Source organism: Mucilaginibacter terrae, from assembly GCF_031951985.1.
Taxonomy (GTDB): Bacteria; Bacteroidota; Bacteroidia; order Sphingobacteriales; family Sphingobacteriaceae; genus Mucilaginibacter; species Mucilaginibacter terrae_A.
On sequence record NZ_JAVLVU010000001.1, the window covers coordinates 3,306,884 to 3,332,817 of the forward strand.

At 43.0% G+C, this 25,934-nt stretch carries 18 protein-coding genes, 1 tRNA gene and 3 pseudogenes; 7 read left to right on the forward strand and 15 right to left on the reverse strand.

The genetic code is table 11. From position 1 onward, the window contains the following. Nucleotides 1–42: 42 nt before the first annotated feature. From gldD to QE417_RS13975, 4 genes and pseudogenes are all read right to left on the reverse strand, one after another. Nucleotides 43–660, reverse strand: coding sequence for a gliding motility lipoprotein GldD (gene gldD / locus QE417_RS13955; RefSeq protein ID WP_311950985.1), 618 nt, complete (start codon nt 658–660; stop codon nt 43–45). Next, complete coding sequence (locus QE417_RS13960) at nt 624–1,433, reverse strand: shikimate dehydrogenase family protein (RefSeq protein ID WP_311950987.1); 810 nt, start codon at nt 1,431–1,433, stop codon at nt 624–626. The genes gldD and QE417_RS13960 overlap by 37 nt, the downstream gene beginning before the upstream one ends. A gap of 63 nt (nt 1,434–1,496) precedes the next feature. Continuing rightward, nucleotides 1,497–2,258, reverse strand: a complete 762-nt coding sequence (locus QE417_RS13965) for a phosphosulfolactate synthase (protein ID WP_311950989.1) — start codon at nt 2,256–2,258, stop codon at nt 1,497–1,499. A gap of 212 nt (nt 2,259–2,470) precedes the next feature. Then, nucleotides 2,471–3,101: pseudogene (locus QE417_RS13975) on the reverse strand (FMN-dependent NADH-azoreductase). A gap of 480 nt (nt 3,102–3,581) precedes the next feature. Here QE417_RS13975 and QE417_RS13980 point away from each other — a divergent pair. Beyond that, nucleotides 3,582–3,655 (forward strand) — tRNA-Asp (locus QE417_RS13980). Nucleotides 3,656–3,896: 241 nt separating this feature from the next. Continuing rightward, nucleotides 3,897–5,126 (forward strand): site-specific integrase, encoded by a 1,230-nt coding sequence (locus QE417_RS13985; protein ID WP_311950996.1) that lies wholly within the window; start codon nt 3,897–3,899, stop codon nt 5,124–5,126. Between the two features lie 572 nt (nt 5,127–5,698). Here the strand turns inward: QE417_RS13985 and QE417_RS13990 are convergent. From QE417_RS13990 to QE417_RS14030, 11 genes and pseudogenes are all read right to left on the reverse strand, one after another. Beyond that, a complete protein-coding gene (locus tag QE417_RS13990; protein ID WP_311950997.1) occupies nt 5,699–6,109 on the reverse strand; it encodes a hypothetical protein in 411 nt (136 codons plus the stop codon). 20 nt (nt 6,110–6,129) lie between these two features. Then, nucleotides 6,130–6,783 (reverse strand): hypothetical protein, encoded by a 654-nt coding sequence (locus QE417_RS13995; protein WP_376717558.1) that lies wholly within the window; start codon nt 6,781–6,783, stop codon nt 6,130–6,132. Between the two features lie 33 nt (nt 6,784–6,816). Beyond that, nucleotides 6,817–6,921, reverse strand: a pseudogene (locus tag QE417_RS23660) (hypothetical protein); the annotation flags it as partial. Nucleotides 6,922–7,674: 753 nt separating this feature from the next. Beyond that, nucleotides 7,675–8,148: a hypothetical protein gene (locus QE417_RS14000; RefSeq protein ID WP_311950999.1), complete on the reverse strand. Its 474-nt coding sequence runs from the start codon at nt 8,146–8,148 to the stop codon at nt 7,675–7,677. Continuing rightward, nucleotides 8,132–8,404, reverse strand: a complete 273-nt coding sequence (locus QE417_RS14005; RefSeq protein WP_311951002.1) for a hypothetical protein — start codon at nt 8,402–8,404, stop codon at nt 8,132–8,134. Before QE417_RS14005 ends, QE417_RS14000 begins: the two co-directional genes overlap by 17 nt. Before the next feature lie 83 nt (nt 8,405–8,487). Continuing rightward, complete coding sequence (locus QE417_RS14010) at nt 8,488–9,285, reverse strand: hypothetical protein (protein ID WP_311951004.1); 798 nt, start codon at nt 9,283–9,285, stop codon at nt 8,488–8,490. Nucleotides 9,286–9,643: 358 nt separating this feature from the next. Then, nucleotides 9,644–9,979, reverse strand: a complete 336-nt coding sequence (locus QE417_RS14015) for a hypothetical protein (protein ID WP_311951006.1) — start codon at nt 9,977–9,979, stop codon at nt 9,644–9,646. A 113-nt stretch (nt 9,980–10,092) separates the two neighbouring features. Further along, on the reverse strand, nt 10,093–14,970 hold the full coding sequence (locus tag QE417_RS14020) for a DUF6443 domain-containing protein (protein WP_311951007.1): 4,878 nt from the start codon (nt 14,968–14,970) through the stop codon (nt 10,093–10,095). Nucleotides 14,971–15,054: 84 nt separating this feature from the next. Then, a pseudogene (locus QE417_RS23665) lies at nt 15,055–15,468 on the reverse strand (PPC domain-containing protein); the annotation flags it as partial. Between the two features lie 34 nt (nt 15,469–15,502). Then, nucleotides 15,503–15,889 carry a hypothetical protein gene (locus QE417_RS14025; protein ID WP_311951008.1) on the reverse strand — a complete coding sequence of 129 codons (387 nt, stop codon included), beginning with the start codon at nt 15,887–15,889 and terminating at the stop codon, nt 15,503–15,505. A gap of 16 nt (nt 15,890–15,905) precedes the next feature. Then, nucleotides 15,906–19,448 (reverse strand): RHS repeat protein, encoded by a 3,543-nt coding sequence (locus QE417_RS14030; protein ID WP_311951016.1) that lies wholly within the window; start codon nt 19,446–19,448, stop codon nt 15,906–15,908. A 409-nt stretch (nt 19,449–19,857) separates the two neighbouring features. Between QE417_RS14030 and QE417_RS14035 the strand changes: the two genes are divergently transcribed. From QE417_RS14035 to QE417_RS14055, 5 genes are all read left to right on the forward strand, one after another. Continuing rightward, on the forward strand, nt 19,858–20,283 hold the full coding sequence (locus QE417_RS14035) for a type IV pilin protein (protein WP_311951019.1): 426 nt from the start codon (nt 19,858–19,860) through the stop codon (nt 20,281–20,283). 522 nt (nt 20,284–20,805) lie between these two features. Further along, a complete protein-coding gene (locus QE417_RS14040; RefSeq protein ID WP_311951022.1) occupies nt 20,806–22,239 on the forward strand; it encodes a GspE/PulE family protein in 1,434 nt (477 codons plus the stop codon). A gap of 11 nt (nt 22,240–22,250) precedes the next feature. Next, nucleotides 22,251–24,179, forward strand: a complete 1,929-nt coding sequence (locus QE417_RS14045) for a type II secretion system protein GspD (protein ID WP_311951024.1) — start codon at nt 22,251–22,253, stop codon at nt 24,177–24,179. 9 nt (nt 24,180–24,188) lie between these two features. Then, nucleotides 24,189–25,400 (forward strand): hypothetical protein, encoded by a 1,212-nt coding sequence (locus QE417_RS14050; RefSeq protein ID WP_311951026.1) that lies wholly within the window; start codon nt 24,189–24,191, stop codon nt 25,398–25,400. 37 nt (nt 25,401–25,437) lie between these two features. After that, nucleotides 25,438–25,932 (forward strand): hypothetical protein, encoded by a 495-nt coding sequence (locus QE417_RS14055; RefSeq protein ID WP_311951028.1) that lies wholly within the window; start codon nt 25,438–25,440, stop codon nt 25,930–25,932. Nucleotides 25,933–25,934 lie beyond the last annotated feature (2 nt).

Below are 25,934 nucleotides of genomic sequence, written 5' to 3' on the forward strand. Positions count from 1 at the left end.
GGGTTAGTTGCTAAGATAAATTGTGTTAAGCCCTCAGGTTAATTAGCCTTGAGGGCTTTTCCATTTAAAGCTTTTAATGAGCAGGGCCATGTCTTTCTTTACAAAATCCAATACAGGCTGTATAGAATCTAAACGGGGAGGAGTGTTAAAATACAATGCTCCACGCAGGTAATGTTTAGTACTATCGGTTAAAAAGAATTGTGCCGATGATGCCGCATTGCCATCTATAGAATAATAGATGCCGTATACTTTGCGTTCGGGGTAGCGTATCACGCCCTCGTCAATTGATGTGGCTTTTACCGTGTGCTTAAATGCAAAAGTGTGTGCATCCTCTATTAACTCATTAAATACCTTTTTAGAGGTAACCGGCTGATAACTCAAATGCAGTGTGCCATTAAATTGCGGCATTTGCAGGTTTATCCAGCAACCTTTTGCACCGGGAGATTTATCGGGTTCGATAACGGCATAAGTGGGATAGGTAAAAGCATACGCACAGCCCGAATTATACTGGTGATACTTACGCTCAGGAAAATAAATACGGGAATAACCACGCGGCTTGGGCGAGTAATCGGGTTCGCTGCTGCAACTGGTTATGGCAGCTATAGCAAGCAACAATAAGATAATTACTCCGCGTCCGGAGCTATTTCTCTGGAGTTCCATATTTCCCATGATTTTTCGGCCTGAAGTATTAACATCTCGTGCCCGTTTTTTGTTGCAGCGCCTTGTTCGCGCCCTTTTTGCAAAAACAGCGTTTCCTCAGGATTATAAATCAAATCGTACAGTAAATGCTCGTTGGTTAAAGCTTCGTACGGTATATCTGGGCATTTATCAATATTAGGAGCCATCCCCAGCGGCGTGGTGTTGATAATAAGCTTGTATTTGCTAAGCAGCTCGGGCGTAACATCGGCATAGCCAATACGGTCGCCATCAGTTTCGCGCGATACGAACCGGGTATAAATGCTTAGCTTATTCAATACATACTTTACCGCGCGCGATGCTCCACCGGTACCCAGCACCAAAGCGTGCGTATGCTGTGAGCCTAAAAGCGGTTTAAGCGACATTTCAAAGCCGTACACATCGGTATTGAAACCTTCCAGGCGGAACTCATGATCTTTAATGCCCACCTCGCCCGAAAATGCTGCGGCTATAGGGCTCTCGGCCGTAATGCGGATGCAGTTTACGGCATCAACCTCCTTAGCATCAGGGTGTACCCAATCGAGGTAAAACATTACGCCAATTTTATGCGGAATAGTTACGTTAAGACCGCACAACCCCGGGTTTGCACGCAGTAATTCAGGAAAATTACTCAGGTTATCAATTTCATACAGGTCGTAAGTATGATCCTCTATTTTTTCGTTCTCAAATTTTTCGGCAAAGTATTTCTTCGAAAAAGAGTGCGTAAGCGGATACCCTATTAACCCGTATTGTTTCATGGCTTATAATCGATGGATTGTGTGGCTAAATATGCCTGTTTATTTGCAAACAGGCAACAGCCATTATTGATTTAAGAAATGATCAAAAGTATCGCTTCGCAAACCAAGTCTCAGTGTTTCGAGCGGTATCATATCAGCAGGTGCAATGTTACCCAGGTTTACATTGGTGCCTATTAATTTAATAAACCAGGTTTGCTGTGCTTTTTGCGGGGCTTCCCAAATAATGGTTTCGGCAGGTATCTGGGTTAAAATTTCATCCACAAGTCCCTGGCGCACCTCGCCCGAATCGCGGTAAATGCCTACGTTTCCGCTTTCCCTTGCTTCGGCAATTACTTTCCACGAGCCGGCTTCCAGCTCGGCCTTCATGAGTTGAATCCATTTGTATGGGGCAAAGATCTTTTGCACATCCTTAGAGCCAACTTCTGATATTACAGTTACCTGCTTGCTTAGCTTACTGATGTATTCGCATTTTAAATCATGCTCAATGGTAATAGAGCCGTCAGAAACCTCGGCGTATTGTAAACCAAAGGTATCAAGCATGCGGCAATAATCATCGTATTGGTTACGGATGATAAACGCTTCAAATAAGGTACCGCCAAAGTAAACGGGTATACCGGCTTGTTTGTAAAGGTTAAGCTTTTCTTTAAGGTTAGGCGTAACGTATGACGTTGCCCAACCCAGCTTTACAATGTCAGTATATTCAGCCGAAACTTCTAAAAAATCCTCCACCTGGCGTAAGCTCAAGCCTTTGTCCATAACCATAGTCATGCCGCTGCTGCGAGGTTTTGGGGTGCGTTCGGGTATGTTATTTAAAGCGTAATTCATATCAATGCTACAATTGGTTATAGACTATAACTAAAAGTTTTAATGTCGCAAATATTGCAAAATTATTTTGCCGCAATCGTTATACTCCTAAATTATTTGGTAAGATTATACTGCACTTACATTCCTTAAAGTTAACAATAAATAATAAACGCTATAAACAACAAAGCCGGGCGCTTAAATATCGCCCGGCCTCAATATCATGTAACCGCTACTTAAATGTTAATACTGTTAATGCCTTTTTCTAATGCAGTCTCTTTTAGTCCGGCTATGCTTATACCTTCTACACGGTAAACAGTAACGTCGGTCATCCCTAAAAAGCCCAACACACCGCGCAGGTATGGTTCAATAAAATCGTAAGCTTTATACGGGCCCTTCGGTATATACCCCACCCGAAGAAATGGCAACATAAACTTTTTTGCCCTTTACCAAACCTTCGGGACCTGCTTCAGAATAACTGAATGTTTTACCCGCACGGGCAATGTGATCTATCCAGGCTTTAAGTGTAGAGTGAATATTGAAGTTGTATAATGGTGCGCCAATTACAATAACATCAGCTTCCTGTAATTCTGCGATGGCATCATCAGAGTGTTTGATGGCTGCTTTTTGCTCAGGGGAATGGTTTTCAACAGGTGTGAAAAAGGAATTTAAATGTACTTCCTCCAAATGTGGAAAAGGTTTGTTGGCCAGATTATGTGTTTTAACCGTACTGCCGGGGTTAGAGGCCTGTAACTTTTCAACTATGGCATTACCCAGTTTTATACTGAATGAAGCTTCGCCGCGGGGGCTTGATATTAAATGCAGAATTTTCATGTTTGAACAATTATATGGTGCAAACATAAGCATGTGTGATATTAAAAGATACTACTATCCTAAAGGATACTGGTATTGTTTAGGATAGTGACGGCTATCCAAAGGCAAATAAGCTTGCCCCATTTGGCAGCCTACAATATATGGAAAGCTAAAATTACATTTACTTACCGTTGTTTTCTTAACCTGTTCGATGATGAGAGGGTAAGTGGATAGGGCGAACCCACGTAAGCCAATAATCTTATTGCCTTTTAAATTTAGGTTTTGTTAGGATTTTCATGATTTTGCCAAAGCCTACTAAGTGCATCAGTGCTTTGATTGGTTGTTAGTTTTGACTATTTCAATGCAATATCCTTCTTTCGATATTTCTCCTATATCGCCTTACATTAATTCAGTCTGCATAAAAATGACCGGATCGATGTGTAAGCAGACAGAAATCAAGTAAATTTTAATAAATCGTTATAACACTTCTTGCAAGAGCAGGAGAGATTTCTATATTTGCAGTCCCAAACGGGAGGAGTGGTAGTTCAGCTGGTTAGAATACATGCCTGTCACGCATGGGGTCGCGGGTTCGAGTCCCGTCCATTCCGCAATTAGGGTGTCAAAACCCACTGGAAGCGCTTAAATCAATGATTTAGGCGCTTTTTTTATGCCATTAGCGCCCGTTTCATACCAATAAAAATGACTTGCCCGGTTACCTATTCGGTTACCTGTCAAAAGTCATTATTTTAGGTAACCGAATGCCGATTCATTTGACTGATTTTGAATAAGTTGAAACACATTAAAACAGTTCAAAAATTATTAATTCGGTTACGCTGAAAATTTGAGGTTATGAAAAATTCTAAAAGTTTTTCGGTTCTTTTCTGGACAAACAAGGCAAAGTCAGATGTTAATGGATTGGTGCCTTTGTACGCCAGGGTTACAGTAGAAGGGAAGAGAGCTGAAATTTCACTGAAAAAAAAGCTAAGCCCACGCAAGTGGGATGCGGCTTCCGGCTTTATGAAAGGAAGCAGTAATGAAGTGCGGGTTATCAATAAGCACATCAACGATGTTGGTAATGCCCTCTATGATATTTACACTGCACTGTCGCAATGCGACAGTGGTTTTACCGCTGAGGATATTAAAAATAAATTCTTGGGGCATACCTCTGTCCGCACAAGACGCAAAACCATTCTTGAGGTATTTGATGGGCACAACGCAGATGTCGAGAAACTCGTCGGAAAAGATTATGTAAAAGCAACGTTGACCAAATACAAAACCATTCGGGATAAAGTAGAAGCATTCATCCAGTCAAAGTATCACAGGGAGGAAATGTTTCTTGATGAACTTGACTTCGTTTTTATCACAGCCTTTGAAAAGTACTTAAAAATCGAAGATGGAATTGAACACAATACGGCAATGGGATATATCAAACGGGTTAAAAGGATTTTGACCATTGCCGTACACAACAAGTGGGTAACGCATAACCCTTTCCTAGCATTTAAGTGTACCACAAGAAAAATCACCCGCACACATCTCACCGATGAAGAGCTGGCTGTCCTTGCTTCAAAGAAGTTTACTATTAAGAGATTAGAAGAGGTAAGAGATTGTTTCCTTTTCAGTTGTTACACAGGCTATGCCTTCGTAGATGCCAGTAAGCTCACTCAGGAAAACATAGTAATCAAGAATGGCGACGAATATTGGATCAATGCCAATCGGACGAAAACAGCAATCACTGCGAACGTTCCGTTGCTGCCGGAGGCTAAAGCCATAATAGAAAAATACAGGGGGCATGTGCTTTGTGAGATTAAAAATAAATTACTTCCATTGAAGAGCAATCAGAAAATGAATGCCTACTTAAAAGAGATTGCTGACCTATGTTGTATCAGGAAGAACCTTACTACGCACATTGCAAGACATACCTTCGCCACCACTGTTACCTTGGGAAACGATGTTCCTATCGAAACAGTCAGCAAAATGTTAGGTCATACCAAGATTACCACGACACAGATTTATGCTCGGGTGCAGGAGAAGAAAATAAGTCGCGACATGGCTGCCTTACTAAAAAACAACAAAACTTGATTTGTCATTAAAACGGAGTCAAGGCTCTGCCCACAGGTATCAACAAATATGCCCGTGGGCAATAACCAACTAAATACCATTTCTTCCAAAGTCCACTAGTATTGAAGCCAATCCACGATAAGTAATTAATTCCATTATTTAGCGCTACAACCAAACTCGAAATCCATTCAACCGAAAAGACCAAGTTGTAAATTGTGTATAGACACGATTACTCCTAACCTAGGCGAAAGTGTATCAATACTTTCTTTTTCATCTTTTTGAAAGATCATGATCCAGCGTAGTTAATACAGAATTAATCGAGGTAGTACCTACATTTAAAGAACCACCAATACAGATCGAAACACCATTCAATTCGTTTACGACGAAGCGAAGTTGGGGGGAAACGCCAAATGCAACACAAGGCTCGGACGAACCGGCGTGAGAGGCAAACGCCTTTTTCTGATTCACACGCGGAGGGGTTGCAGCGATTAAAGGCAAGTAGCCTCGTTTTATCGTATTAAAATTACTCAAACAATAATAACGAACATAAATAAACACATAATTTCGCTGTCACTTTTTTTTAACTTTCAATTTTATCTATTACTCTTAGGTAAAGGAATAAAAATTATCAAAGTAATCATTACGAAAGCATAGGTAAAATATAAAGGCAAAATTGAAATCCAGTATTTAGGATCTAAAAGTGCATTGGAACTAAATATTATTATTGGAAGAAGAACTAAGGCACTTGCTAATATTCCGAGCCGCAATTTAGTAGCTTTGATTCCGTTTCCTTGTGTCCAAAAAAAAGTTGCTATAACCATAATAAATAAAGACGGAATAAATACAACAATTCCAACCGGTATTGCATAGCGGATTAAATCCAAGATGTCAACGGCCGCCGCTAGTAATGGGCTGGATATCCAAGACCAAATTATCAAAACAATTGGGCTAATAATTATTGTTGCACCAAAAACTTTTATTGTGAAATAAATTGAATTTCTCATAATCGATCTTGTTTATTCAATTAATCAGGTTTTATACTTTCAAAGTAATCATATTTTGGTAATGGCTTACCACTTTGGAAGAGGTCTAATATTTTATTTGTTATTTTTTGCAAATTACTATCTGTTCCTGGATAAAAAAGTTCTTTACCAGCGTGAAGTATTAACTGTAGCCAATTTTCCTTTCCAGTCCACTTTTGCCATCCTGCGTGTGCTGGTGACGTAGCATCCTGCAAAGGATGCAAAGCTACTCCCAGTAAAAAATACGCAAAATGTGCATCACCAGATTTTAGTTTTTCCTGAGCTTGTGCATAATATTTTCTTACAAACTCAAGTGCTAATTCTTTATTCATACGGCGTTGCTCAGGGTCATTAGTCATTGCATGCATAAAAGAATACTCTCCTGTTTGATGCTGATTCTCATCTGCCCAAACAGTTCCACTGTTTAACCCATCAATTTCTATTGCACGTAATTCCTCTTCGGATTTATCCTTTGCTTTTCCATTTCGGTTGATTCCATTTTCATTAGCTTTTTGATGAACCTTGAATGCCATTTTAGAAGCCCACTCGGGGCCTTTAACTGCTGCGACATTAAATCCGTTGGCTATAAGACTTTCGTTTTCCCATTTATCAAGCAAATCTTCATCAGTCATACCATCAGGATCAATAAATCGCATTGGATTATTTTTTCCATAAACAAAAGGAGACGACCTGCGGTTCACCTCCGCTAGTGGGTCGGGAGTGGTCCATCGTGCTATAACGGGGTCATAGAACCTTGCGCCGTAATCATACTGATTGGCCAGGTCCGTCTGCACTTCCTTACCGTTGTAAAGGTAGCGGTTATTGTTCCTACAGAACTTCTATCAAAGAACTCTTTGCTACCAAATATAATGCTTCCCTTCTGTATTCAGCTACAGGATATTGCGAGCCGTCCTGCGAATTGAGCGAGGGTCTAAGCAGAGGGAGCCGATAGGCGGCTGCGTAGAAATGCTTACAAACACTGGCGCTGCTTTTGACTATAAAAGTGAGCGTAAAGGCCACTCAAAAGCTGTGACGGTGTGCAGCCCGAGCGAACAGCAGGTGAGCCTAACGAGGGTGCTGACTGGCGCGAATTGTATGTAGCGTTAGCGGAATGAAATGAGTGGCAGAGGGAAGCACCATGATGAACGCCTTTGCTACCACAACCAGCATGACAAGCTGCTTTCTGTGATGGGTTATAAGTTGACTGAGCCTGTGGGATGGTTCATGTGCAGGGAAGTGGCTATGTTAACTTTTAAAGAGCCAGGCAAAAGCAATGAGTTGCAGTGTGCTGCTAAGCTTACTGCAATGAATGACGCTTGGCGTGACGGTATGTGTAGCTTACAGTGAAGAATACCTATCTTCCTGCGCTTGTCAGGTGGAGCTACCCAAAAGTTCCATTCTATGGCATTGCCCTCTTAAGCAGCAAAAGGTGGGTTTGCCATAGAAATGGTTCTGCCCGTACTGGCACTGAAGTTCATTGTATAGCAAGAACCTTACTCTAGTAACCTATACCAACAGCTTTATATTGCGGTTACAATATCCGGTTGTTAACCAACAACCATTGTACGCAAATTGGGATCATGCTGCAAGATAAACTCATTGCCATTCCAAATGGCCTGGCAGCTTTTAAGCCTAAAGATGTCTCCCTGGTTCCATTCACCAGATATAACATCCTCAATCAGGTCTTCCAGCACTACCAATTCGCCTACCTGTAAGTCGGGCGGAACCAAGTAAGCAGCAAAAGGGCTTTCGAACCGGTAAGGATAGTAAAACGTAAAGTCGATAACATTCTTCATATTATCGTAAGCACCTGCCATGCGGTAATCACTAACCACCTCTATCTTACCCGTTTTTCTATCCTGCAATACAGCGTATTTACTTCTGATCTCGGGCGATGGTATAACCGGTTTTACCAATGGTCTGAAACCCTGCTCGGCAGCCTCATTGATGGCTTTCTGTGACCGAGCTGTTTTGATGATTCTAAGCTGTGTATGTGTGTTAGTTCTATTCGTTGGTTGCATAAGTTATGGTCAGGTTTTGTTGGTTCAAGTCCACTTTTAAGCAGGTATCAGATGCATTTTGCAGCAGCTCCTGCAATGCGCTATCCTCTAAAAGCGAGGTGTCATAAACCGCTTTATCGCAAGTGCTACAAGTCTTTGCCTGTGCAGTCGACATAGGGTCTAACTGCTCCCATCGTTTAGCCAACGGACAATGCAGCTTCTTTAAGAAAGTGCCGGTATCAGTATACAGCTCTTGGGTAATGGGATTGTATTGCATAGCATCTTGGTCTGCTTCTAAGATAAGGGTTGAAAATAAGAAAGCCTACCTGTTTGAAGGTAGACTCTCTGGTTCTTTGTTCATTAACGGTACTTCACTTCCACATACTCATAGGTATAAGCTTCTTCCCTTGTACCTACTATGGTGGTTACCTTAGATGGATAGCCATTGCTGTTATAGGTATAGATGTAGTTACCTGCTGGTCCGTCCTCATTGCCGGTAAGTGGGTTATTGCTACCTATCACCTCTCCAATGCCGCTAACCTGGTAAGTTCTGAAGTATATCCAGTAAGGTAATGCAGATGGCAGGTTGTTTTTGCTATCAAATGTGTTGTAGTTAAACGTGTAAGACTTAGCCGGGCTTGAGTACTCCGTTTCCACGCGTTTAGTATTATGTCCATTGGCATCATAGGTATATTCTAAGCCAACCTGAATACCAAAGCCCATGTCCATGCGCCATGTAGCTAAACGATTATTTTGATAGGTAAGTGTATGCCCTCTTACCGTGTTATCGTAACGGGTGAATTTAATGGTTGAGATGTTAGTGCCGCTGTAAGTTACATCAGCTTTGCGGTAGCCGTACTGACCACTACTGATAGTGGTGCCTGTAAGCTGGCCGGTACTGCTATAGTTGAAGATATGCGACTCTTCAAATGTGCCGTCTGACTTCTTATTCAATGCTGCTTTAATGAGCTGTTTACCATTGTAGGTAAACTCGGCTATGATCTTGCCGTTGTCAGCTCCCGGTGTAGCATTGGTGATTTTGGTTAGGAGTACTGTTGGCTCAACTTTGTTAGGCTCTTCTGTTACGGTACCGTTGCTTTTAGAGCATGAGGTAAGTAATGTGGCTATGGTAATAGCACATAGGATGATCTTGTTCATAGTTGTAATCTTGGGTTTGTGATTAAGGATTATTGATTTGTGTTAAGCGTTATGGTAGATGGTGAACTTTTAAGAAGTCAGTGGGCGAGGTCTTAAACACGCTATCGTCTCCAATCCTGTGAAATGGACTTGGCAAAGGTTCGTTGCGTTTGGTCTCTAAAGACGGTTGTTCCAAACTCCTCTTCCAGGGCAAGCCCCATGCCTCATTCAACACGCTAAAACTAGGTTAGCTTACAAGAAATAGAAAAGCCCAGCTTGTGAGGCTGGGCTTATACAAAATATCTACTTGTCAGTTTAGGTCACGAACTGCACGCTCGCGCCAGCACAAGGGATCACAGTATCTATACACATTTTATCTCTATTTCTCAAATGGTTGTGGCAATTCCGTATAGTAATCTTTCACATAGTTTTCCATGGAATCACCGGTCAAACTTACGCTATATGAAAATAAATCAAAGTTAAACTTGAAAGGAATTGCTTCATCTAAAAATTCTTTATGTTCCTTATATAAATCTTCCCCTATAAAATAACTCATTGAATCATCGAAAAGAAACCTCTCGTTATTTATTTGATTGCTAAATATAATTTCAAATTTTTCGTAAGAAATGTGTGAAATATTAATAAACCCAAGAATAGTATTTGTTGAAACTAAAACAATTTCTAAGTACGCTTGATAAAAATAATCGTTTTTCATAATCTACAATGCGATTAACAACGCTAATAGAAACCCTATAAGTGTTGATCCATTAATTTGACTTTCGGTCTATTTGTGATGGTCAGTGTATAATAATAATATTAAAAAAGTTCTCAACTACCCCCACCGACAAGGTGTAACGCAAACACTAATATTGCCGTCAAAACAACGCCAACTCCAAAAGTTCTTTTTGTAGTTGGATGTAATCCCCTATTTGGTTGCGCATCTGTTGTTCTTATAGGAGGAGAGTCCGGTTCTTCGTTGTGAAATTTATCGTAAGTAGGCTTACGGTTTTTCTTACCTTCTTTTTTGTTCGCACCACTCTCCGGATCCCAAGCCCCACGGTGTTTACCTTGCTTATCATACACTTCTATTTCGGCATTCTCACTATCCCATTCTCCCCACCAGCCTTTTGGCACCTTCCATTGATCTTCTGGATCTTTATCGGCTTCAGCAGAGGGAATGGTTCCGCCCAAATCCCAACTTGGCCTTGCGCCCTTTTGACTCGGTAGAGGTTTTGAACCCGGAAACCCCGGTAAGCCCTTCTTTTTATACTCAGGTTTAGGTGGAGTGTAATCTGGCTTTTCTCGTTTAGAACCGTCTTTGTTTTTTCCCTTTTCTCCTTTTTTGTTTTTATCATCATTGTCGTTTTGCTGATTCTGCAAATTTCTAAAGAAAGCTTGTGCCTCTGCCGCATTCTCAGACTTATAACCATTGGCAGTTTCAGTCCACATCCCATCCGGATCAAGGTACTTTATAGGGTTATTCATTCCATAATTATATGGGCTCCATCTTCTTCCCAATTCCCCAAGCGGATCAACACTCGTCCACCTTCCAATGACGGGATCATAGAACCTTGCGCCATAGTCATACTGTCCAAGCCCCATCTCTGTTTGCAATTCTTTCCCATTATACTTGTAACGGTTCTCCGGTGAAGGTATTGTAGTACCTGACCGTTGCACCTGCAAACCGAACGGGTAGTAGTCGCTTGTCTCCAGTACCGTGCCATCATGCTTGAGCAATACCCTGGTGTTACCCAGATGGTCACGAAGCATATAATCATACGTATAGCCTCCACTTCCATTAGGCAATGCCCGGCCTTCTTCCGTCTGGATGAACTCGATACTGCCATTATTGTACTCGATGCCCCCGATATAATCCCTTGTTATGCCACCCACAACCTTACGTGTTTTGATCCCTGTGGCCAGCCACTGGTTAGTCATCGTCTCGCCTGTAGATGGTTTACTAATCAGCTGCGGCAGGTTCAACTGATTATAGGTAATATTTATCCCCTTTGTATTGTCCTGTGTCTGGTTACCGTTCATATCATAAACAAACGTACCGTTCACAAAACCAGATATCGAGGTCAGTTGGTTACCACTATATCCGTATGTATTCGTCCCCATCGGGTTACGGCTCAGGGTTTGTATATTTCCCATCACATCATACCCCAATGTCTCGTTGAAGCCCTCGTCCGATGTCCCGCTCAACAACCTGTTTAGCTTATCATAGGTATAATCATAATAGTGCAGGTTAGGGTTGGCGGCAGGGCCCCATACCTGGCTGGTGATATTGCCGTTCCACTGACGGTAGGCGGCATTCCCGTGATCCTGATAGCTCAGCCGCATATTGAATGCATTGGAGTTCTGCGCTTTCAGCCAGCCCCGTTCATTGTAACTATAGGCTATACTTTGCAGGTTATTGCCTATCTGCTTGTTCCGCAGTAGGCCAAGCTCGCTATATTCCAGCCTGCTCAACAGAACGCTGTCCTGCGTACCATTGATACGCTGCCAGCTATCCGTCTTCCTGCCCATATGGTCATACTTATATACATTGGCTATCGTTACCGACTGTCCCGGGGCCGTATGATCCCGGGTCGTCGCCGTTAGTTCGCCTGAAAAGTTCCAGCTGTTTTTGACTATATCCGCCCCCCCCAGGTGGTTCTGGGTCTTGCTCTGCACCAAACGCCCCTCTTCATCATAGTAATTCACAGTCCACAAATAATCGTTCGTACCCAGTATGTTCGTTTTGGAACCCGTCAACAAACCAACAGTCCGTATACTCTGATTACCTGTTGGGCCGCCGAAAGGGTTGCTGGAAAAGCTATAATCATCGTAGTAGTTTATGGTAAGTAATTGCCCAAAGCTACCTTGTGGAATCGCATTATTGCTATAACCGCTGTTTTGCCCATCAGAATTATTGCTGACGCGTTCCTCCCATTGCCCAACGGAATTAGCAATAGTTTGTAAGTCTTGCCGGATATCTATGTCAGGTTGATTACCGTGCAAATCGTCAATCCATATTCCGGTCATAATCACCCTGCCAAGCCCATCATACTTTGTATAGTTCATTTGCTGCGGGCTTTTGGAACGCTGGTTGGCATCCTGGGTTATCACCACCTGTCCAAGCCTGTTATAAACGATGAACTCCCAACCTTTGCCTGGAATCTTCTTCTCAACCAAGCGGTTCCTGCCGTCATAACGGTACTGGTAACACAAGGCATCGAGTGCGCCCTGCACGGGAACAGCGGTATCGTCCGGGTGCGCTCCGGGCGGCAGTACGAAGCTCAGGTTGCCGAAGTCATCATACACGTAATACGTCGACAGCGTTTCAATACTATTATCCTGCCTCCGGTTGAATGTCCGTTTGAGCACGATGTGGCCTTCTTTGTCCTTATACTCGTGCACTTGCCCCGCCAGACCGTCAGCCCCCTCTATATAGTTCTCATCTTTCAACACTGTCAGATAAAGGCTGCCACCCGGATAATAGCCATTACCGCTCAGGCTCCGTCTATAGTCCCCTGCGCTTACTGGTGTAGACCGGTATAATCTCACCGCCCTTTCGCCATCTGTTGTATTGTTCATATAGGCGGTACGGACCGTATGTCCCGAACCGGCTATACCAGAACCTGCCGGTTGCCACGCATCGCCAGGTGCACCTTGCTCAACAGGGCGGTTCAGTGGCGAGGGTTCAAATTTCGTTATCCCATATGGTGTTGGTATCCTGACCAGACCGCCGCCCAACTGGTCGCCGCTGTTCCCGCTACCGCCAGGGTGGTAAAACGCCTGCTGCTCTGCAAGGGCATTATTCCGGAAGATTCCTGTGGTTCCTGAAGCGGTGTAAGGCAGATATTTGGTAGCTTCGCGCCCAAACTGGTCATACGCGATGGGCTGCACCAAATCTTTAGTTCCATCCTGATTAGCATTGAACTGAACCACCTGCATAGGACGCCCGAGGCCGTCAAAGTACTGGATTGCTGAGATGACTTCTGAAGCCGGACGGCTACCCAGCGTGCTCGCATCGGTTACTTCTACCCGTGGGCTGCGTGTCAGGATATAGTTCTGATTGCTATAGAGCTGCGGGTTGCTGCCACTGCCTGAGCCAGTCGTCGCTATCGTCAGGGTAGTTATGCCCACACCACCCGAGCCAATGGCTGTTATAGTATATAGGGTTGCCGGGGAAGATACGGCAGGGGTACCGCTGATTACCCCGGTCTGCGGGTTGAATGCCAAGCCTTGGGGTAGGGCAGGGCTGATACTGAATGGTGCAGTAACAATCTTACGTATCTTATGGCTACCCAGTTCACTCGTCAATATATTACCGTTAGGATCTAATGCTATACCATAAGGATAATTAAACATGGCAGCAGTACCGGTTCCTTCTATATTACCGATACTGCCACTGCCCGCAATGGTAGTTACCACGCCTTGAGGAGTCACTTTGCGGATTCGGTGGTTATACTCATCGGCAACATACAGGTTTCCGGCACCATCTATCACCATACCGGTAGGGTAGTAAAACTGGGCGCTACCGCCGGAACCATCGGCAAAGCCTGCACTGCCGTTACCCGCAAGCGTGGTCACATTCCCTGAAGCATCGATCCTGCGGATTGCATGGTTATAACGGTCCAGCACGTAAAGAATATTAGAAGGGCCGACTGCCACAGCTGTAGGATAGTTAAAAGTGGAAGATAACGCCGCCCCGTTATTCATACCGGTACCACCGGAGCCGGCTACCGTGCTGACCATATTGTTGGCTGCTACCTTACGGATACGATGGTTCCAGGTGTCGGCAACATACAGATTGCCCGAAGCGTCCATTGCTATTCCGATAGGAACATTAAATGAAGCAGACAACGATACGTAGTCTGCATATCCGGCTGTACCGTTACCCGCCCGGGTTGATACCACACCAGAAGGACTGATCATACGTATCCGGTGATTGCTTTGGTCACCCACGTATACATTCCCTGAAGCGTCAGTGCTGGTACTGGAGGGGTGGTTGAAGCGCGCGCTGGTTCCTGTCCCGTCGGCGTAACCTGTTACGCCCCCGGCAAATGTACTTACTATACCTGAGGGTGTCACTTTACGTATACGGTCATTGCCTGTGTCGGCCACATAGATATTGCCTGAAGCATCAGTGCCCAAGCCAAGTGGCTGATAAAAACTTGCGGCTGTCCCGTTGCCGTCTGTTGCTCCTATGTTGCCGCTACCCGCAAACGTTACCGTCTGTCCGTAAGCATACGTTGGGCCGCCGTTGTTCGTTGGGGATATACCGGAAGCAGGTTGTCCCACCGGTAAACTCAGTGTCCCTGCCTGCGCGTAACTGATATTCGGCGCCAACTGCATACTGACCGACAATTGAAAGGCTATATTGCCGGTATTGGTTCCGTACCCCTCGTTAACTACATAATAAGTCCCCGCAGCAAGCGCCACCATTTGAAGCGATGCTGCATTACCGGCACACGATGGACCGTTATCATCATTTGAGGCGATGACCGTTCCGCTGCTGTTCAATAAATGAAGGTAGGTATCAAACCCGCTTCCGCAATGGGATAGTGTTACCGTAGCCGCACTGTTCAGGGTAAAGCGATAGTAAATATCGTTGCTGGGCTGCCCCATATCATTACCTAGGCACGAAAGTGCGTTACTCCGTGTATCACTATAGCTCCCTGTAATACTGAATGACCCCGCATCAATTGCATTCGACATATTCGCACCTTCAGGCAAACCTCCCCCAGAGGACGTAATAGACAACGCATAATCCCCGGTGTAATCATTATAGCCCTCTACTACAACATAGTACACCCCTGTTGAGGGTACCGTATATTGCAGATATGATGATGGCCCGCACTGGGAGTCGTCATTGGAATATACTTCATTCCCCCACTCATCAAGAACACGTAGGTAAGTGTCATAATTGCTTCCGCAAAGCGATACTGTCAGGTCCGTTCCCGCATCTGCCGTCAGGCTGTACCATACATCCGGGCTGGAATAACCCGTCGAACTGTAGTAATACACGCCGTTATAATAAAAGTTATTCCGGTAGTCTGAGTAGGAACCGCCGCAGGCCGTAAATGAGCCGGCCGGATATGCATCGTACATAGACGTACCGCTTTGGGCTTTTGCTGTTGCGCCCAGTATCAGGGTGAATAACAGCACTGCAAGCGTACGCAAATACGTCCCGGCGGTAAAAGGCTTCAGGTTCATAATGGTTGAGGTGTGTGATAAAGTAGTTGTGGTATTAGGGTTTTTCCGGCGTACGTTCTGTGCTCGGGATGATCTTTGCCTGTTGCTCAGGAGTGAGCATGCTTTTCAGCTTTCGGTTCTTCTCCTGCATCAGCGTTTTAATCTTCTGCTTTTTTTGTTCCTCATTAAGACCGGCATCTGCCATCACGGCATTCAGGCCCGCTTTATACTCGTCCTGAACTTGGGAAACCTGCTGGGCCTTCACGGAATCCACATGCAGGGACTGACGGTAATACTGACGCTGTCGTCTCATTGAGCTGTCTTGTCTAAGTTGTTGTTTCCGCAACTGTTGGGCGTCCTGCTGCTGTGACTTCTGACCGTAACCTTCCTTTACCGTTATCATTAATAATAAAGGCAGGACTATAATAAATAGCTTTTTCATATCGCTGTAATAAGGTTTATTGTTGGTTCTTATAATGATATTCCATATCCTTCACGACCTTGCCGTTCTCATCACGCACGGTCTTCAGGCGTTGAAAACTATCGTATTCATACGTTGTTACCTGCCCCCTTGGGTCTATCATAGAAGTGATGCCTACCAATGGTTTATAGGTATAGGTGCTTAACTGTGCATCTGCGGGACAGATGGACAAGTCATCGAACCATACACTACCGCCGCCATTGTTATCGATACGCATATTCAGCTGCGTTACGTCCGCCGGAACCTCGAATTCCTTCACCAGGTAAACCCATTTGTTAACCTCTGTGGTCAGCACGGCATCCACGTAGCTCAGATACCCAGTTTCACCTGGTCTTTTCATAAACAAAAACAACTCTACGGAGGGCCCAGTACTGTAAACCCAACCTGCGTATCGGTACTTGCGGTTACGTCCGTTCTGGTTGATCTGAAGCCAGGTATTGCTATGGTATACATTCTCAGATGAGCTGTTATTGACGATCAGGCCTGACACCTGGCCCGTCCGCACATGCGTGTTGTCATACACGACCCCAGATGGGAAATCGCTTGTTTCCTCGAAGTTATGGTGATAGACTTCATTTGATAAGGCATTCTTCACCTCTGCTATTGGATATTGCCGGTTATAGCCCCACTGATAACTCATTCCCGGGCCTTCGGCCAGTGACTGGCTCAACAGGTTCGCTTTATCATCGTATCCTTTATAGGTAATACGCGGTTCTGCACTGCCACTTCCCTGACGGGTATCAACGCTCTTAGGCAATATCAGTTTTGCGGTGTTGTCTCCCCAGCCTCCATTTTTCCAATAATCAAAGCCGGTAACCTTCTGATTCAAAAACGCCCCGTTGCGATAAACACTTTCCTCGATAACCGGATTATGCATATTACGGTCTGACATCGCATTGTAAACGTTAGGACTGCCGCCCGAACGCAAATCATATGGGTACTTATACGTCACCGTCTGGTTATCCCCATTCGATGTCGTACTCTCTAACTTCGTCAAATTCTTATGTACAGGGTTCTCATAATAAAAATTGCGCGTAACAGTTACTGAGTCAGAGCCCGAATAAACTATATCTATTTCTTTTTTAGGAGTCATCCAATTAGAATAGTTTCCATAAGTCATGGTATGGAAACCAGTCGTTGAAAAAGGCACTGTAACGAGTTTTATTCCTGGCAGTTCAGGAAAACCAGCATAATTATATTCATAGGTAGTTTTTTTGAGCAATTTATTGGTTGCATCAAATGTCTTAATCGAATCTAACTTGCCATTCGAGATAGGAATTTGAACAGGAACTGAAACTACCGGCAAAAAATCATTGGCTTCATTTTTAAAGAAATATTCAACTCTTCCATTCTCGCCATTCTCATCAAGTAATTCTGTTACTTTAGAATAACCTATAGTTCCCGGCTTTGTAAAACCAAAACTATTTACTGTGTTCGAATATCTTAAAAACAAATGAGACGCAAAACTTTCACCGCAATCATATGTACCGGTTATAAATAAAGGAGAAGTATAACTCACGGGTAATAGCAACTTTCCGCTCGATAATGCTCCATTGTTATACATAAACCTCTTCACGGTTTGATTACCCCTATCGTCAAAATTCTGAATCCGCTTGATCCGAAGCCCTCCTCCCTTTCTCTGTGCCAACTGAATCTTAGGATCGAAAGTTGCCGACGCAGCAGTATAAAAATTTGAATTTGGTATCTCACCTACAACTAATGTATAGTTTCCGGGAGCCAGGAGTAAAATTGTTTCACGTATGTAATCAACGTAGGGTGGGTATGGGAAATTTTGAGCATTATGAAAGGTCCAATAAGTATCACCATTCAACTTCAAAAATGCATAATCTGGTATAAATTCATCCCGGTAATCAGGATTATTCGGATCCCAATAATCAAAATAAAATTTAACCTCTGTGACTTGGTTAAGTGTAAACGTTCGATTTATATAGCCGGAATTTGGAGGGTTAACTCCGGTGTATATTGTTGTGTCTTTACCCTCGTAAAGGTCATCACCTGCCAAGTTTGTGTATTCATTCAATTCATAAGTAAACTGCGTTTTGCCGCCTGTAGGATAAACAACGGAAGATAACACCCCATTTTGTAAAAAAGCAAGAGTCGTATCCGGCCTTCGATTGCCTCCAGCAAATGATTTAAAATAAGGCAGATTTGTAGATGCTTTTGGCAATAATGTGGTGTTTTCTATTCTGCCGTTATAGTATCCCCAATGATCAATTGCCTTGCTATACTTAGGAACAAGTGAATTTGGATTAAAGTATGAAAATTTATGTGCAGGAATAATCCGTAACGGATCTGTCGTTTCCTTCACTGAATCAAGCTTTAGACGTTTATTTAATGGATCCCAGTCCGTTTCATTAAAATTACTGTAAAAGAAATCAAAGCGCTTTAGAATCTCTCCTTTTAAATTTTTATGCATTATGTAGGATAGGCTCGCACCTGTGAAATTACCGAGCGGATTCTTTATATCAGTTCTGGTACCTGGATAAAATTCGATGATGCCATTCTCAAACTGTATAGTCCGAGGCAATTTTGCCTCAATAATTTGCCGTGACAAAGTGTAATACGGAAGAAAAGCAGAAGGTGGTGCACACGAACCTCCCATTATAGTACTTAGGTGGGAAATTTGTTGTTCAGACTTATTTAAAACACTCATCGTAAAATCATTATAGTAAGTGTAAGTAATCTTTTGTGACTTGGATGTAACCACAGAATCCAGATACCATGCAGTGACGATTGGATGCCGATTAATATCCTCTCCAAGTAAGTCTGTGGCTAACACGTCATAATCGATACTGTAATCCTTAGTTTGAAAATAATCAGTTGAAAGCTCCTGTGCGTTAAAATAATATTTGTTCCCATCCCCATCAATAATTCTCCAACCTGGATTCAAGTATTCGATTTTAATATTTGACGACTCCAATTGCAAAATGTTTGAACCATTTACCGATTTATCTAAAACAAATCTGCCTGAGCTACTCCCAAACGAAAAACTGAAAATATCAGGCTCAGCATCGGCTTGGCCTGTTCTAACAGACATCAGATATGTGGATATAAATCCATTCGGATCGGATGCACCTTGTGTGTTAAAAAATTGCTCCAACTGTGCCGCGGTAGGCATATTGGATGCGTTATGATAACCAAACGAATAAAGATCATCTGCCCCACGAACAGTTCTTGTGATAACACCACCACCTGCATTTAAAGACCACCCCAATCCAACCCAACTGGCATCCTGACCTGTTTTCGTTCCTGAAGCATCATAACTAAGTGAAATGGAAATATTTTGCCCAGCAGCAATCGTTTGCAATAGCGGTATATCAATCCCTGGAACTCCATTATAAGTACCTTTTGCATAATTCCCGAAATTACCAAAGGAAGCGGCTGTAGGAGAGGGGGGAATTATCTTAGAAATTTCAACATTCGATTGGGAAATCGCCTTGATTGGTAAACATAAAAATGAGATAAAGATAAGAAATAAATAACGACAGAATTTGCGCATGACGGAAAGTGAGTGATAGGTTTATTGAAATAATATAAATCATCGGGTGTAAAATAGCCGAATATTAATTAAGCCTTTCAAAAATTTTTTCTTTATTTAAAACCCTTAACTATCGCATACTAATACTTAGGATATTTGTATAATCAATGAATTGAGCTTGTAAAGAACGTTGGAGGCCTGTTTAAATCTACTTGATGAGCACCAGAGTTTTGGGATATTGAGCAATTGGTTCATAATAAGGTTGTGTTGAATTCAATATTACATTTGTTTATTGAATAAAAAAAATTTTTATTTATTAATAATTCATCAAAAAACACCTTATCCCATCACTTTAAGTACAACCGGATAAATTGGTTAAAATATATTATTGCAAAGCACTAAACTAATTATTACTTTAGTGTACTCATACATGAAACCTAACAATACCTTTATCAAACATAAGCTCAATGCCTACACCCTCACTGAAATTTTAGTGGTGCTGGTTATCATCGGCATCATCATATTAATCGCCTTACCAAATCTACTCCCGCTGATCACTAAGGCCAAAGCACTTGAAGCAAAAGGCCAGTTAGGTTTCATCCACACGTTAGAGAAAAACTACTTCTACGAAAATTCGCGGTATACAACCGACCTGACCGAGTTAGGCTTCATACAGGAAAAGCTGACTACCGAGGGCAAAGATGGCCGCGCCAATTACCGTATTGAAATTACCAGCGCAACCACAACAACCTTTACCGCAAAAGCAACAGCCGTCGTTGATTTCAATGGAAATGAGAAATTCAATGTGTGGGAAATAAACCAGGATAAAACACTTCACGAAGTAACACCTGATTAATGTGCTTGTCGTTCAAATACTAATCATCGTTTTCCTTGCTGCTCTTTTTTTTGAAGACATGCGTTACCGTGCAGTTCATTGGTTTTGGTTTCCGTTGTTGATAATAGCATCGTTTTTTCTGCATTACTTCGGAAACCTGCCAGTCAGCATCTTCATAAACAGGATATCGACGAATGGTGGATTCATTTGGGCCATACTAATTTTGTTGACTTCATACTTCTCGATAAAACATAGAAAGTTTGTCAACATTAATGACGGTTTATTAGGAGCCGGCGATATCCTTTTCTGGGTTGTTGCGGGTTGTTATCTCTCCTTATTGAATTTTATGCTGTTCTATATTTCCAGTGTTATTCTGATACTTTTAGGTTGGCTTATTTATCAACAGTTTAGTGAATCGAATAATAAACGTATACCATTAGCCGGTTTGCAATCTTTCTTGCTCGCTTCAACAATTTCGTTAAGCTGGTTTAGATTAATCCCTTCCGTACAAACCGACGATTACCTGATTAATATGCTTTTGCTATGGAACTGATACCTGAAATAACCCTGACCACCGACCAGGTACACCTCCTTGGTAAAGAACAGGCATGGCATTATCGTATACTTCCGAAGGAAAAGTCGGACGATTTATTTCAGTTATATTATGACAGCGAACTTGACCCAGGCGAGCTTCAGGATGAGTTAGAGATTTTAACAGGGCTTAAGGTTCAATTGCATCCACTCCCTCCTGCTCATATTGCCCGACTACTTTCCACTTATTACCTGCGTGCACAAACCGATTTGACCATTACACGGGTAAAAGGAGAATCGGATGCCATTAACTATCTGCAGATGCTAATTGTTGAGGCACGAAATTTAAACAGTAGTGATATTCATATCGAATCATATGAATCTAAATGCCGGGTGCGATTTCGTATCGATGGGATGATGATTGAACGTTATTTGCTTAAACAAGAAGATTATCCCGAGTTTATCAATATCATCAAAATACAGGCAAATCTGGACATTGCCGAAAAGCGTTTACCCCAGGATGGCAGGATAACTTTTGAGCATGATGAACACCAGTTTGACATTCGGGTTTCGGTATTACCCACCCTGTTTGGCGAAAAGGCTGTACTTCGCTTATTAAATAACGATGCAACGGATATCGACCTCAACGCATTAGGATTCTCCAAATTCGATTTGGACAATTACATTCAGGGTGTGAAACGTCCAAATGGGATATTGCTTATCAGCGGCCCGACCGGCTCTGGCAAAACCACAACGCTTTATGCAACGCTTAAAGAGCTGAATAAAAATATAAGGAATATTCTCACCATCGAAGATCCTGTTGAATACACCCTTGAAGGAATTAACCAAGTGCAACTGAAAGAGTCAATTGGATTAGGCTTTGCATCTGCCTTGCGAACCTTTCTTCGCCAGGACCCGGATGTGATTATGGTGGGTGAGATACGCGACCCGGAAACGGCCAATATGGCTATCCGGGCAGCGTTAACAGGCCACCTGGTGTTATCAACGATCCACACCAATTCGGCCTGGGGAACAGTTTCCCGTTTGATTGATATGGGCATACCTTCTTTTTTAGTGGCCAATACCTTAAATACAACGGTTGCTCAGCGGCTATTACGTTTGCTTTGCCCGCACTGCAAAAAGGCCGAAGAATTTGATAAATCACAATACCCTAAACACTTTAAACCTTACGAAGAAGTGAACCGGCAATACGTAGCTAAAGGTTGTGAGGCCTGTTATTATACCGGTTATAAGGGCCGTAAAGCGGTTTATGAAGTTATTCCTATTGACCATGAATTAGGTATTGAAATCAAACAAGGAAATACGTATATTCAAAACCTGCTGGGAGAAAGAGGCATCAAGACTTTAGCCGAGAATGCATTTAACCTGTTCCGCGACGGAATGACTACGCTTGATGAAATTTATCCCCTTTTATTTAATTATTGATACCTAAGCCAATGGCTTTATTTGCTAAACGACTTATCACATTTATTGCCATCATTTTTTGTCCGCTCCTTTTAAGAGCGCAGCAGGACAGGATTGAATTATTGCAGCAAAAGCTCGAAAAACTATCGGTAAGTGTTCCCGGCTTAAACGATGCCGTTCAGCTTTCCATCAGTGGCGCATCCGTTCAGGACTTTCTTTATGCATTGAGTAAATCCAACGGGTTGAGCATCAGTGTTGACCCTAAACTGAATTTCAAGGTTAATAATAGCTTTAACAATGTAACGGCTCTTAACATACTGGTATTTTTAGCCAAACAATACAATCTGGATATTACTCCGGTTGGCTCCATTTTGCAGGTTACAGCCTATCAGGACCCGGCTGCTTCAAAAGCCCCCTCGCTGAAACCCATTAACGCGCGATATAATCAGCTGAGCAACACGTTGAGCCTGGAATTAAGTAATGATTCCCTGACGTCAGTAGCCAAGAAAATCACTCAGGTTTCCGGAAAAAATGTGGTGGTACCCATGGCACTTCAAAGCAAACGGGTGACCGCTTTTATCAATAATGCGCCGTTCGACGACGCCCTGGAAAAACTGGCTTTCACCAACGAACTTAAGTTACAGAAGACCAGCGATAATTTTTACCTCTTTCAAGGATTAGAAGAAGGCGAGCAGCTTTACATTAACGGCGACCGTAATACGGCGGTCCGCCGTACGTTTAAACCTGCCAATACCACTGTGGGGCATACCGGCTTAAATGTGCGTACAGTTGCGGGTGGGCAAAAGTTGATTTCGGCTGATGCGTCGAATGCGTCGATACTTGATATGGTAAAATCGGCCTCGCTCGAAACCGGGAAAAACTATTTTCTGTATTCTGATTTGAAAGGAACAGTCAGCATGCATATTACTGATTTAACCTACGAAACGTTCCTGAGCGCTTTATTCAAAGGAACGGAATATACCTTTAACCAGGATAACGGTATTTACCTCGTTGGCGAACGAAAGTTGGAAGGCTTGCGGGTGAATAAAGTGATTCAATTGCAAAACCGGGCTATCGACACGGTGCTGGCCATGATACCTACCGAATGGAAACGCGGTGTAGAAATCAAAGAATTCAGGGAACAAAATACTTTATTGTTATCGGGTTCTAAACCTCAGATTGCCGAAATTGAGTCACTTGTTAAACAAATTGACTTATTGGTACCAATGGTACTAATAGAAGTCACTTTGCTCGATATACGTAAAACAAGAACCACTTCTACCGGCTTAAAAGCAGGTATATCAGATAGTGTAAAAACCGGGGGAACGGTATTGCCGGGCATTGATTACACGTTCGGCTCCAGGTCTATTAACGATTTCCTTAATAAAATAGGCAAAATCACCTCCACCAACCTTGGCCGTGTTACCCCTAATTTTTATGCAACACTTTCTGCGCTCGAAACTAGCGATAATGTTGAAGTTCGGTCTGTGCCAAAACTGTCTACACTAAACGGGCATCCTGCGGTATTTAGTATTGGCCAGAAACGTTACTACGAAATTAAAAGCCAAAACGTAATTCCGTCACTATCCAATCCAACCAGTATTTTCACCAATCAGTATAAAGAGGTTGAAGCAAACCTTGCCATTGGTGTAACCCCTATTGTATCGGGCGATGAACAGGTGACCTTAAAAATCAAGGTTGACATATCCGACTTCATTGGCAATCCACCCAATAACGCCCCTCCGCCAACATCCAACAGTAAATTTGAATCAATTTTGCGGGTCCATACCGATGACATGATTGTATTGGGTGGCATAGAACGCAATGAAAGCAGCGAGAACGGTTCGGGTATACCCTTACTTTCACGCATCCCGGTACTGAAATGGCTCTTTAGCAGCCGCAGTAAAACCAAAAGCAAAGTAGTTACCGTGGTGTTTATCAAACCCACTATTATTCGTTAAGCTATCGCTATGTTGAAGTCATATTTCCGGATAAACGAAATTCACGGGATGAATGTCTTTACTGACAATGAGGGGCAAACCGTGTTCAATGCACTCTCGATAAAAGTTAAAGGAAGCGAACTTGAAATCACCCGGAAGATAAAAGATAAAACTTCAGTCGGTCAGCTTAATGAAGGGTTATCGGCAAAAATTCCCGTTGCCCTCAATATATCGGGGAAAGGTGTTTTAACTAAGATATTATACGGCACTGAAGAAATCACAACATCCTCCTTTAGTAAGGTTATCCCGAATGCCAATTGGGAGGAGTTTTATGTACAACAGGTGACCGAGGGCGAGCAAAACTTTGTATCCATCATTCGTAAAAGCGATGCCGAGCGGTGGCTGAAAGAGTTCGATGCCGCCGGATTGGAGATACTCAGCCTTTCACTTGGACCTTTTGTAGTAAAACATACCTTTTCCCAACTCAATGTTTATGAGAGCGCTCTGCAATTTGACGGGCACCGCGTTGAACGTGATGCACAGGGGAATTTGCTAAACTATAAATACGACAAAGCCTACACTGCCGATTTTCCCATTAAAATTGAAAATGAAAAACTGGATGAGCAGTTGCTATTGCCATACGCAGCGGCATTTCAATTAATGTTGGCGGGCAACCTGGATATGATTGAGGCGGACATACCGTCAGTATCATTACGATTAAAAGCCGCCCTGAATGACCGGAAAATTATAGTGTTCAGTGTACTCACACTTGGAGTGCTATTTGTATTATTATTGATCAACTCTTTCCTTTTTACCAATTATACCACACAAAACGAGGAACTCGCTTTAAAAAACATGCAAACCGAGCATTCCTCCAAAGACCTTGATTCTCTGTCGCGCCAGATTAAAAAAAGCGAGGCTTTGCTGGATAGTCTCGGCTGGGAAGACAACATCAACCAAAGTGTGCTGGTAGACAGGATAGCCCAGCTTTTACCCCCAGATATTCAGTGGACAGACCTTGCCGTTAGTCCAGTTGACCGCTCCCGCGAAGGGCATGAGCAAAAAATCAGATTTTTGCAGCGAAAAATAAGTGTTACCGGAACGACTCAAAAAATTGTACTGGTTAATGAATGGCTCGAACGGATTAAAAGCCAGTCATGGGTAAAGGACGCCCAATTGAAGCATTATACTTACAACAACCAAGAAAATACCGGTGTGTTTCACATTCTAATTGCTTATTAATATGAATAATGCACCGACAATTAAACGTTCTCATCTCTTGGCAGCAGTCACAGGCATCCTTACCGTGTTGAGTGTATGGGCTGCATTCTCAAAAACCTATTCCGCCTGGAAACTTAACCGGGAGCTTAGCGGCAAGCGGGCTAACAGCAACAATATGAGTTACAACCCGGCATACATGGAACGTAAATTCAAAAATATTGAAGCCATCACTGCCCTGTACACTGCCGACAGTACTACTTACCGCAACCATGTGTTATCGACGGTAGCCAGGTTGGCCGACGCTGAAAATATTCGAGTTATAGAAATGCCGGGTACTGAGAACCAGCCCAATCATCGTACTGGTATATACGAGGTGCAGAAGCTGGGGTTTGAAGGGGACTTTTTTAACTTTACGCGTTTTTATAACCGTATACAAGCGGCATCAGGCATCGGGCGTGTACGGGGTGCGCAATATTCCCTGATTAGCCAACCTACGAGCACAGGCACACGAAAATCGCTTCGTTTCTATTTATACCTCGAACGAAAAATCTGATT